Origin of the sequence: Mesorhizobium sp. Cs1321R2N1, from assembly GCF_037179725.1 — a bacterium.
GTDB classification, from domain to species: Bacteria; Pseudomonadota; Alphaproteobacteria; order Rhizobiales; family Rhizobiaceae; genus Mesorhizobium; species Mesorhizobium salmacidum.
Window position 1 is genome coordinate 16,674 of the sequence record NZ_JAPYKP010000072.1, and the last position, 11,251, is coordinate 27,924.

The following is an 11,251-nucleotide window of genomic DNA, read 5'->3' on the forward strand; positions in this document are numbered from 1 at the left end:
TGGCTATCCGATCTCGATCACGGCCTTTATCAGGCCCGACTTCTCGTGTGCCCAGCGTGCGAGATCCCCTGGCGTATCGGCCAGCGTGGTGCGGTGGGTGACGAGCTTGGCCAGCGGCACGGCACCATTGCGGATCGAGGCGGCGACATGATCGAAGTCGGCGCGCAACGCATTGCGGCTGCCTACCAATGTCATTTCGCGCTTGTGGAATTCAGGATCGGAAAAGCCGATGTCGTCCTTGACGACGCTGACCAGCACCAATGTGCCGCCATGCGCGACATGGGCGAAGGCCGATCGCACCGACCGGGTGTTTCCGGTGGCGTCGAAGACCACGTCGAAGCCTTCGCCGTCGGTCGCATCACGCACCAGATCGGACACGGGTGCTTGCGAGCCGTCGAGAATCGAAAAGCCGAGCTCACTCGCCGCGAAGACCAGTCTTTCGGTGCTCATGTCGAGAAGTGTCACCTCGAGCCCGGCAATGCGTGCGAAGATGGCGGTGCCAAGCCCGATCGGGCCGGCGCCGATGACCAGCGTGCGCGCGCCGGGCTCGGAACGCGCGCGGCGCACCGCATGCGCGCCGATGGCCAGGAATTCGACGGCGGCGGCGTCGGCGAGCGACAGCCCGTTTGTGGGATAAAGGTTCTGCGCCGGCACCAGGATCTGTTCGCACATGGCGCCGTCGCGATGCACGCCGAGCACCTCGATTCTGACACAGCAATTGGGCTTGCCGTGCCGGCAGGCGATGCATTTGCGGCAGGAGAGATACGGGTTGATGATGACCGGTTCGCCGACCGCAAGACCCGCTCCTTCGCCGACTTCGACGACGGTGCCAGACACCTCATGGCCCATGATGCGGGGGTAGGCGAGGAACGGGTGCTTGCCCTCGAAGATGTGATAGTCGGTGCCGCAGATGCCGACATGGCTGACCGCCACCAGTGCCCAGCCGGGAGGTGGCTGGGAGGGCGTGGGACGGTCTTCCAGAATGAGTTCGCCGGGCGAGCGGCAGACGACGGCTTTCATGTTTCAGTCCATTTTGGATTTACGAAACCGCCGGCCCGTTTTGATACCGGGCCGGAGATCGATTTTCGGTTCGTTGACTACTTGCCGCCGCGGCGGCGCAGACCGTCGAAATAGACGATGACGATGATCAGCACGCCGGTGATGACACGCTGCCAGAAGGCGTTGACGTTGAGCAGGTTGGCGCCGTTGTTGATGGTGGCGAGAATGAAGGCGCCGAGCAGCGGCCCATGGACCGAGCCGACCGCGCCGAACAGCGAGGTGCCGCCGATCACCGACGAGGCGATCGCCTGCAGTTCCCAGCCTTCGGCCTGGGTCGGATTGCCGATGCCGATGCGCGAAGCCAAGAGCACGCCGACGAACGCCGCGCAGAGACCCGACAGCGTGTAGGCCATGAAGATGGTGCGCTGGACATTGACGCCGGACAGGCGCGAGGCCTCGGCGTTCGACCCGACCGAGAAAAGGTACCGGCCCCAGCGGCTGTGATGCAGGAATACATAGGCGGGTATGCCGACCAGCAGGACCATCCAGAATAGATTGGGAACGCCGAGGAAGGAGTTGCGCGAGAATTCCTGGAAGGCATCATTGTTGATCGAAATCGAATTGCCGTTGGTCATCAAAAGGCCAATGCCGCGCAGCGACGTCAGGGTCGCCAGCGTGATGATGAAGGGCGGCAGGCCCATCTTGACGATGCCAAAACCATGGAAGAGGCCGATGGCGACGCCGACCAGCAAGGTGAGCAGGATGGCGAGGAAGACCGGGACGCCGGCATTGATCAACATCGCGGCGATGACGGTTGCGAAGCCGACCACCGCGCCGACGGACAGATCGATGCCGCCGGTAATGATGACGAAGGTCTGGCCGACAGCCAAAATGGCGATCATCGAACCCTGACGCAGCAGATTCGAGATGTTGTTGGCCGACGCGAAGCTCGATGTGGACAACGACAGGATGACCCACAGCAGCACCAGCAGCGCCAGCAGCGTCAGTCCGAACAGGGCGTTGTAATTGCGCTTCGGTTTTTCGGCAGGAATCGCCTCGGTGCTCATGTCTTTCCTCCCAGCTTTTCTTGTTTCTCGGCGAGCGCCTGTGTGAGAATGTCCTCGTGATCGGCGGTGTGGAACCCGTGCGTGGCCACCAGCTTGCCGCGGCGGAACACGTGCAGCGTGTCGGCCAGTTCATAGACCTCCGGCAAATAGGACGAGATCAGGATGATGCCGGCGCCCTTCGACAAGAGCGCGCTGAACAGGCGGTAGATTTCGGCCTTGGTGCCGACATCGACGCCAACCGTCGGCTCGTCGAAGATGAACAGCTTGGCGCCGTGCGCCAGCCATTTGCCGATGACGATCTTCTGCTGGTTGCCGCCGGATAGGCTGGAAGCCAACGCATGGCGCGTCGGAGTCTTGATCCTGAGGCCAGCAATCTGGCGGTCGGCCTCGGCCTTCTCTTTCGCGTTCGAGATCAACAAATTGCTGGAGATGCGCTTGTAGATCGGCAGGTTGAGGTTGAGGCCAACCGGCAAATTGAGACAGAGACCCTGGTCGCGGCGGCTTTCCGGCGCCAGCGCCATGCCGAGCTTGATCGCGTCATGCTCGGAGTTGATCTGGACATCCTTGCCTTCCCACAGGACCTGACCGGCCGACTTCTTATGCCGGCCGTAGAGCGTGGTGACGAATTCGCTGCGCCCGGCGCCGATCAGGCCGTAGAGCCCGACGATCTCGCCGGCACGGACTGTCATCGACACGTTTTCGAAGCCCTTGCCCGAGAGGTTCCTGGCCTCGATGATCGCCGCACCCGGAGTGAAATGCTCCTTGTGGTAGATTTGTTCGATCGAGCGGTTGATCATCAGTTTGACGAGTTCTGCATCGTTGGTCTCGCTGATGTTCCTGGTGCCGACCAGCATGCCATCGCGCAGCACCGAAACACGATCGGCGAGTTCGAACACTTCCTCCATGCGGTGGCTGATATAGATGATCGTCACACCCTCGGTCTTCAGGCGGCGGATCAAGGTGAAGAGCTGGTCGGCCTCCTTGCGGGTCAGGTAGGCGGTCGGCTCGTCGAAGATCAGGAATTTGGTGCCGCGCACGGTGGCGCGGGCGGCGGCGATCAGCTGTTGCTGGCCGATGGTGAGGTCGCCCAATGTGACATGCGCCGGCAAGTCGAAGCCGAGATCGTCGATGATCTTCTGCGCCTCCTTGACCATGGCGCGCTGCTGCAGGATGCCGAAGCGCGAATTCTCCTCGCCGAGGAACATGTTGGCGGCGACGGTCAGATGACGACAGAGCACGACTTCCTGGTGGACGGCGTTGATGCCGAGCGCCATCGCCTCATGCGGGGTCGCCAGTGCAGCCGGTTGACCCTCCCAGATCACTTCTCCGGAGGTGCGCGGCATGACGCCGGTCAAAAGCTTGATGAGCGTGGATTTGCCAGCGCCGTTCTCGCCGACGATGGCGTGGATCTCGCTTGCCTTGAAGGCAAGGTCCACCGGCTTCAAGGCGTGAGTGCCGGGATAGCGCTTTTCCAGCCCGCGCAATTCGAGGATGGTCCTGCCGGGCTCCAGCGCGGGAGCCGGATGCAGTTCGTGCGCCGTCGGCGTCATGGCGATCCTCCCAGATTGGCCCCGCGGCTGGCACCTGGCGAGGCTGTGATCGTCTTTTCAAACAGCCTAGCCGAAGCCGGCCGATTGCCAAGCCGCTCGCGGCGGCGGATGTTTCCGGGGCGAGACGCCCCGGAAACGGTTTCGAACGGGCTGCTCAGAGCTTCGGATTGAGCAGCGCGTCGATCTTGGGATCCTTCATGTTGTCCTTGGTCACGAGATTGGCACCGGTGTCGACATTTGCCTCCACCTTCTCGCCCTTCGAAGCGGCGAGCGCCGTCTTGATGCCGTCATAGCCCATCCGGTACGGATCCTGGACAACGAGGCCCGAAATGACGCCGTCATTGAGGAACTTGATCAGCTTCTCGTCGCTGTCGAAGCCGATCAGCCCGACCTTGCCGGCAAGTTTGTTCTCGGCGATCGCCTGGCCGACGCCTTGCGCCATGATCAGGTTTGACGCGAAGATGCCCTTCAGGTCCGGATTGGCGGTGATCAGGTCGGTCGCGATGTTGAGGCCGGTGGTGGCCTGGCCGTCGGCGTATTTGTCGGCGATCAGTTCGAGGCCGGGATATTTGGCCTTGAGCTGTTCCTTGAAGCCTTGCGCGCGCTGTTCGAGCGAGCCAGCGCCGGGGAGCGCGGTGATAAGCGCAACCTTGCCTTCGACCTTGCCGCCGTTGGCGGCGCCGATCGCGGCGGCGAGACCGTCAGCGGCGACGCGGCCGCCCTGGACGTTGTCGGTGGTCAGGAACGAGGTGAAGGCCTTGGAGTCGGCGCCGGAGTCGATGCCGATGACCTTGACCTTGGCCGCGGCCTCGTCGATCGGCTTGCCAAGCGCCTTGGCTTCGGTCGGCGCGATGACGACGGCGGCCGGGTTGCCGGCGACGGCGTTCTCGAGGATCGAGATCTGGCCGTTAACGTCGGTCTCAGCCTGGGCGCCGAGTTCCGGCACATTGACGCCGAGATCCTTGCCGGCCTTGCGGGCGCCGGCCAGAACGATCTGCCAGTAGAAGGACGTGGTATCCTTGACGATGATCGGAATGGTCACGTCCGCCGCCGAAGCCGGCACCGAGTGCATGACGCCGGCGAGCATCGAAGCGGCTGCCAGCGTCATGACGGCGCGGCGGTTGAGAATGCTGGTCACGAATTTCATAGGATCCTCCCTAAGTCGCCTGGTGAACGTTACGGAAGCCCGGTTCGGATAGGCGTGGCCCAAACAGAACTTTATCAATAAAAAACAGTTGCACTGTTTTGATAGTCCATCGATCCAGCCGATGCAAGCGGTGTTTCCGGCCAACTCTCCCAAAGGCCTGACAACGACTCACCTACCGGCGTCGGCTCCTCTCCGGTCTTGGTCGGGCGCTCCCGTTTCCGTTCTGAGGAAGTATGGAATATTAATTCCATACACCAGTCAATATGGAATGTTCATTCTTTTTGAGATCGCGACATTGTGAAGCCGGCCCACGACCCTGTGAACATCCGAAAGTGCGGGCTTCAAGGCAGTTCCTGCACCATCGCATAGCGACGATACTTGGCGTACTCCGTCTCCGGCACGTCGATATCGAGCAGGTCGAGGTTGCGTGTCAGGTTCGCCAATTTTGCCGTGCCGGTCAGCACGGTGGCGACTGTTGGTTCGTGCAAAGGAAACTGGAACGCGGCCGCCGCCAGCGGATAACCGCCTTCACCGGCGATCTTCTCCATGGCGTCGACACGGCCGAGCACATCGTGGCTGGCGGGTAGGTAGTCGAAATGCGCGCCTTGCACCGGCCCGGTCGCCAATATGCCCGAGTTGAAAACACCACCGATCACCAGCGAGGTCTGTTGCGCGCGGCACAGCGGCAGCAGTTCGGCTTCCGCGCTGCGGTCGAGCAAGGAATAACGGCTGGCGAGCAGGATGCAGTCGAGCGGCGCCCGGCGCATGACGTCGAGGCAGATCTGGACTTCGTTGACGCCGAGCCCGTAGGCCGAAATCGTGCCGGCCCGCTTCAGCTCTTCAAGCGCCTTGAGCCCGCCGTCCATCAGCTGGCGAAAGTGCAGTTTGGTCTTCTCGACTCCGTGCGTGTAGACGCCGATGTCGTGCACATACAGGATGTCTATCCTGTTTAGCCCAAGGCGCGCATAGCTGAAGTCGACCGACCGCATGATGCCGTCATAGGAATAGTCGTAGTCCAGCGCGAAGGGCAGCGGATCGACATAGGAGTGGTCGGGTACCTGGTCTTCCGGCACCGGGCGGAACAGGCGGCCGACCTTGGTCGACAGCACGTAGGAATCACGCGGCTTGTAGCGCAGAAAGTCGCCGAAGCGACGCTCCGACAGGCCGAAACCGTAGAAGGGCGCGGTATCGAAATAACGCAAGCCGGCTTCCCACGCGCCCTGCAATGTTTCCATAGCCGCCTCCCGCGAACAGGCCCGGTATAGACCGCCGATCGCGGCGCCGCCGAAACTGACTTCGGTCACCTCCAGCGCTGTCTGGCCGATACGGCGTTTTTTCATCCACAACCTCCCTATTCCCGGCCACTTGTGTGGCCGGGCAGTCTACCAGATATCAATCGAATTAGAGCGTTGCGCCGAGATGCCAGGGCACGAACTCGTTGTCGCCGTAGCCGAAATCCTCGCTCTTGGTCTTACGGCCCGAAGCCGTCTCGACGATCAGTTCGAAGATCTCGCGGCCCATGCCGGCAATGGTCTTTTCGCCGGAGGCAATGACGCCGCAATTCACGTCCATGTCCTCTTCCATCTGGTTATACATGGTCGAGTTGGTGGCGACTTTGATCGAGGGTGTCGGCCGGCAGCCGAAGCAGGATCCGCGGCCGGTGGTGAAGACGATGACATTGGCGCCGCCCGCGACCTGCCCGGTGGCCGAGACCGGGTCGTAGCCGGGCGTGTCCATGAACACCAGCCCGTTGCCGGTGACCTTCTCGGCATAGCCGAACACGCCGTTGAGCGGCGTCTGGCCGCCCTTGGCGACCGCGCCGAGCGACTTTTCCAGGATCGTGGTGAGGCCGCCGCGCTTATTGCCGGGCGAGGGGTTGTTGTCGATCGAGGCGCCATGCTTGGCGACGTGATCTTCCCACCATTTCACGTAGCCATCGAGTTTCTTGGCGATCTCGGGGCTTGCGGCGCGATAGGCGAGCAGATGCTCGGCGCCATAGATTTCCGTCGTCTCGGAAAGGATGCCGATGCCGCCGACGCCGGCCAGGATGTCGACCGCCGCGCCCAGCGCCGGGTTGGCCGTGATGCCCGACATGCCGTCGGAGCCGCCGCATTGCAGGCCGACGACGATCTCGCTGACCGGAATCGGTTCGCGTCTCAACTGGCCGACTTCCTCGGCGATCTCGGCCAGCACGCCCATCGCTTTTTCCACCGATTTGCGCGACCCGCCGGCATCCTGGATGTTGAAGTGGCGCTTGCCGGCGGCGGCACCCTTTTGGCCGTAAAGCGTAAGCTGGTTGACCTCGCAGCCGAGGCCGACCATCAGCACGCCGCCGAAGTTCGGGTGGCGGGCATAGCCGGCCAAGGTCCGATGCAGCACCATCATGCCGTCGCCAGTGGCGCTCATGCCGCAGCCCTGGCCATGGACGATCGGCACGAAGCCGTCGATGCCGGGATATTTCGGCAGCAAGGTCCTGTTGGCGGTGTCGGCGATCGAATGGCAGACGGTGGCCGAGCAATTGACGCTGGCGATGATGCCGATGAAGTTGCGGGTGCCGGCGCGGCCATCGGCGCGGCGATAGCCCATGAAGGTGCGGGCGCGGTCGGCCTCCGTCGCATGCTCGGCCTCGCTCGGCGGCACCACCGGCAGGCGGCCGGCCTCGAAGACCAGATTGTGCGAATGGACATGCTCGCCCGGTGCGATGTCCTGTGTGGCGCGGCCGATCGCCTGGGCGTATTTGACCACGGCTTCACCCGCGGCGATCGGCTTGATCGCCACCTTGTGGCCAGGCTCGATGACGGCGGCAGCGAGCGCGCCGCCCGGCAGCGTGGTGCCGATCTCGATACGGCCATTGGCAACGGCGACATTGTCGGCGGGGGACAGAAGAATGGTGTTCGAGACGTTCACGGGCGTTTCCTGGGTGATCCTGGGATGCGCGGATTGACACGCGCCTGTTAAGAGTTAATGTCTTTTATCGTGAAAAAACAGTTTTGCGTCAATTGTTTTTTCGCCGCGGTTCGCCCTGAGGCAAGTGGCGGTGCCGGAACAATGAACCGGACCCGGAGAAAGAGATTCCTGCTTTTCAGGGTCATTGGAACACATATTGCGCTTCAAGCCGGCCGCCGCAAGCGCGGGCATGAATGGGTCAGGGGATGTCGAAGAGCAACAACGTCTACAAGGACGCCTATAACCGCTGCCTCAGGCTGCTCGACGAAACGCGCAGCCTGCCGTCGGAACCGGAGTTGGGCGCGGTGCTCGGCGTCAGCCGTACGACGGTGCGCAGCATCCTGGCGCGCATGGAAGAGACCGGACTGATCGCCTGGAACAAGCGCGCCAAGACGGTGCTGCGCGCTCCGCGTCCCGATGATTTCTTTCCCGAGGAAGAGACCGACACGCTGGCCGAGATTATCGAACGGTCGTTCATGCGCAGGCTGTTGGCCGGCGGCGCCGAGGCCGGCATGCAGATCAACGAACTCGAACTGGCGCGCGAGATCGGCGTCGGCACCACCAGCGTGCGCGAGTTCCTGATCCGCTTCTCCCGCTTTGGCCTGATCGAAAAACGCCGCAACAGCCATTGGGTGCTGAAAGGCTTTACGCGGGCCTTCGCACTGGAACTGACCGAGATCCGCGAAATGTTCGAATTGCGCTCGGCCGCCGCCTTCACCGCGCTGCCGCAGGACAGTCCGGTCTGGGGCGATCTCGACCGGCTGGAGGGGGAACACCGCGTTCTGGCACGCGAGATCGCAACGCGCTTCAATGAGTTCTCGGAGCTGGACGAGCGCCTCCACCGGCTCATCCATCGCGCCTCGCGCAACCGCTTCATCGTCGATTTCTACGACGTCATCGCCATGATCTTCCACTACCACTACCAGTGGAACAAGGCGCAGGAACGCGAGCGCAACGAAGTCGCGATCGGCGAACATCTGGCCTATATCGAGGCACTCAAGTCGCGCGACCTCGGCAAGGTCGATGCCGCCTGCCGCAGGCACTTGAAGTCGGCACGCCAGACATTGCTGACCTCGATCCCGGAAAGCCGGCCATCCCAAAAGAGCTGATCCTGCCGTGTTGCCGCAGTGTCGATTTGGCGATTTTCGACCTGTACCGGCCGTGGTAGGTATCGTCATCGATTGTTTGAAGAGGCAGATGGTTTGAGCCGCCGGGGGAGACAACGGTGCATGCCGGTCGCGCTTGTCGCGGCCTGTCTGCTGTTGCTCCAGTCGACACTTGGTGCGTTCGCCTTCAGCTCCGGGCCGAGTGCCGAGCGGCTCGATGCCTTCGGCAACGTCATCTGTACCCGCGACGGCGCCACCCAGCTTCCCGGCGGCGACCAGCACCCGTCACATCTACCGGCCTGCTGCACGTTCGGCTGCAGCATGTTTTCGCCTGCCTATGCGCCGCCGCCCGATGCCGGGCTCGCGCTTGCGTCCCTTTCCTTCGAGACCGTCGCCTTCGTCTTCCCCACGACCACGCATCTCGACTTCGCCCGAGAACGCTCCCCATCGAACCCGCGCGCGCCGCCGCTTGCGGCCTGAGCCTGCTTGCTTGCGGAACCTTTTCGCGAGCGTACTCATCCAAGATCAAAACCATTCGCGACCGGCGACGGCGCGATCATCACGTCATGGAGCAACCATGTCCCATTCTTTCCGTATGTCGGCCCGTATGTCGGCGGGCACTGTGTTCGGCCGCATCCTGCCTCGGTGCAAAGCCGATCCCGGCATTGTCACGCTGGCCTTTGCCCTGTTGTTCGTCGGCGTCCAAGCCGTCCTGGCGCATGAATTCAAGGTGGGCGATCTCGAAATCGAACACCCCTGGTCGCGCGCCACCCCTGCCGGCGCCAAGGTGGCCGGCGGCTATTTCACCATCGTCAACAAGGGCAGCGCCGCGGACCGGCTGCTGTCGATTTCCTCCGACGTCTCCGATAAGGCCGAGCTGCATCAAATGGGCGTCAAGGACGGCGTCATGACCATGCGGCCAGTTGACGGTGGCCTGGAAATCCCGGCCGGAGGCAAGGTGGCGCTCGCGCCCGGCGGCTATCACCTGATGTTCGTCGGCCTGAAGCGGCAACCCAAGCAGGGGGAAAAATTCGCCGCCACGCTGACTTTCGAGAAGGCCGGCGCCGTCAGCGTCGAGTTCGCCGTCGAGGGCATGGGTGAAATGGGCGGCATGGACGACCACGCCAATTGATCGCGCCGATCCACCATTTTTTGAAATCAGAGGGACCATCATGATCAAGTATCTTTTGGCGGCCGGCGCGTTTCTCGTGCTGGGGACAAATGCCGCCTTGGCGCACATCACGCTCGAAACCCAGGAGGCGGCAGTCGGCTCGACCTACAAGGCTGTGCTGCGCGTGCCGCATGGCTGCGACGGCAAGGCGACGACCGCCGTGCGCGTGCAGATTCCGGAAGGGGTGATCGCGGTGAAGCCGATGCCGAAGCCCGGCTGGACGCTGCAGACCAAGAAGGGCAAATATGAAAAGTCCTACCAGCTCTATGGTCAGGCGGTGGCCGACGGTGTCAAGGAAGTCGACTGGAGCGGCGGCAATCTGCCGGATGAATTCTACGACGAGTTCGTCTTCCGGGCGACGCTGACGGCCGATCTGCCCGCCGGCCAGAAGCTCTACTTCCCGGTGGTGCAGGAATGCGGCGACACCGCCGCCCGCTGGATCGAGATTCCGGCGGCCGGACAGGATGAGGACGCGCTGGAGACCCCGGCGCCCGGCATCAAGCTCACGCCGAAGAAGTGATTTTCTGGCGGCGCGCCCTGTCCGCAAGGTGCGCCGCCAATTCCATGGCGGCAGCATGAACCCAACATCCCCACTCCAAAGGACCGCAAGGACCGGCAAGCGATTCGGCTGGGCTGGTGGGCTCTTCGCGGTGCTCATGGCGCTCATCGTCATGGCCTCGACAAGCCAGGCCTTTGCCCATGCGGCGCTGATCAAGACCGATCCGGCCGACGGCGCCGTGCTGGCGCAGGCGCCGGCGCGGTTCTCGCTGACCTTCAGCGAGCCGGTCTCGCCGCTGGTGCTGACGCTGGTGACGCCCGATGGTACGCCGATCCCGCTGACATCCTTCCGCCTCAGCGACCAGACGGTCGCGATCGACAATCCGCAAACACTCAAATCCGGCACGCATGTGCTGAGCTGGCGTGTCATTTCCGCCGATGGCCATCCGGTCGGCGGTTCGCTGCTGTTTTCCATCGGTGCGCCAAGCGAGCCTCCGGCTGTCTCCGAAGCGATCGACTGGCCGTTGCGGTCGGCGATCTGGATCGGCAAGGTCGTTCTCTATGCCGGCCTTTTTCTCGGCATTGGCGGCGCTTTCGCCCTTGCCTGGCTGGCCGGGGATGGCCGTGCCGGTCAATGCTTTGTTGCCGGGGCAATCCTGTGCGGGCTGCTGGCGGCGCCCTTGTCGCTCGGCTTGCAAGGTCTCGATGCGCTCGGTGCGCCGCTCTCCCATCTGGCGCAGCCGGTGGTCTGGCGCACAGGGCTCGGC

Annotated in this window: 11 protein-coding genes; 5 read left to right on the plus strand and 6 right to left on the minus strand. The window is 63.1% G+C overall.

All coding sequences use genetic code 11. The features are described 5' to 3' along the window. Nucleotides 1-3: 3 nt before the first annotated feature. The 6 genes from O7A61_RS18675 to O7A61_RS18700 form a co-directional block, all read right to left on the minus strand. Nucleotides 4-1,020: a zinc-binding alcohol dehydrogenase family protein gene (locus tag O7A61_RS18675; RefSeq protein ID WP_337131062.1), complete on the minus strand. Its 1,017-nt coding sequence runs from the start codon at nucleotides 1,018-1,020 to the stop codon at nucleotides 4-6. Between the two features lie 77 nt (nucleotides 1,021-1,097). Then, nucleotides 1,098-2,066: an ABC transporter permease gene (locus tag O7A61_RS18680; protein ID WP_027144667.1), complete on the minus strand. Its 969-nt coding sequence runs from the start codon at nucleotides 2,064-2,066 to the stop codon at nucleotides 1,098-1,100. Then, complete coding sequence (locus tag O7A61_RS18685) at nucleotides 2,063-3,616, minus strand: sugar ABC transporter ATP-binding protein (protein ID WP_337131063.1); 1,554 nt, start codon at nucleotides 3,614-3,616, stop codon at nucleotides 2,063-2,065. Before O7A61_RS18685 ends, O7A61_RS18680 begins: the two co-directional genes overlap by 4 nt. A 154-nt stretch (nucleotides 3,617-3,770) precedes the next feature. Further along, nucleotides 3,771-4,763 (minus strand): ABC transporter substrate-binding protein, encoded by a 993-nt coding sequence (locus tag O7A61_RS18690; protein ID WP_337131064.1) that lies wholly within the window; start codon nucleotides 4,761-4,763, stop codon nucleotides 3,771-3,773. A gap of 341 nt (nucleotides 4,764-5,104) precedes the next feature. After that, nucleotides 5,105-6,103 carry an aldo/keto reductase gene (locus tag O7A61_RS18695; protein ID WP_337131065.1) on the minus strand — a complete coding sequence of 333 codons (999 nt, stop codon included), beginning with the start codon at nucleotides 6,101-6,103 and terminating at the stop codon, nucleotides 5,105-5,107. Nucleotides 6,104-6,164: 61 nt separating this feature from the next. Further along, the gene (locus O7A61_RS18700) at nucleotides 6,165-7,670 is read right to left on the minus strand and encodes a UxaA family hydrolase (protein ID WP_337131066.1); all 1,506 of its coding nucleotides are present in this window, start codon (nucleotides 7,668-7,670) and stop codon (nucleotides 6,165-6,167) included. A 245-nt stretch (nucleotides 7,671-7,915) separates the two neighbouring features. Between O7A61_RS18700 and O7A61_RS18705 the strand changes: the two genes are divergently transcribed. From O7A61_RS18705 to O7A61_RS18725, 5 genes are all read left to right on the plus strand, one after another. After that, nucleotides 7,916-8,818 carry a GntR family transcriptional regulator gene (locus tag O7A61_RS18705; protein ID WP_337131067.1) on the plus strand — a complete coding sequence of 301 codons (903 nt, stop codon included), beginning with the start codon at nucleotides 7,916-7,918 and terminating at the stop codon, nucleotides 8,816-8,818. 120 nt (nucleotides 8,819-8,938) lie between these two features. After that, complete coding sequence (locus O7A61_RS18710; protein WP_337131068.1) at nucleotides 8,939-9,295, plus strand: DUF2946 family protein; 357 nt, start codon at nucleotides 8,939-8,941, stop codon at nucleotides 9,293-9,295. A 97-nt stretch (nucleotides 9,296-9,392) separates the two neighbouring features. Next, nucleotides 9,393-9,947, plus strand: coding sequence for a copper chaperone PCu(A)C (locus O7A61_RS18715; RefSeq protein WP_337131069.1), 555 nt, complete (start codon nucleotides 9,393-9,395; stop codon nucleotides 9,945-9,947). Nucleotides 9,948-9,987: 40 nt separating this feature from the next. After that, complete coding sequence (locus tag O7A61_RS18720) at nucleotides 9,988-10,506, plus strand: YcnI family copper-binding membrane protein (RefSeq protein WP_337131070.1); 519 nt, start codon at nucleotides 9,988-9,990, stop codon at nucleotides 10,504-10,506. A gap of 55 nt (nucleotides 10,507-10,561) precedes the next feature. Beyond that, nucleotides 10,562-11,251: copper resistance CopC family protein (locus tag O7A61_RS18725; protein ID WP_442921089.1), on the plus strand; the 690-nt coding region annotated here is incomplete at its 3' end.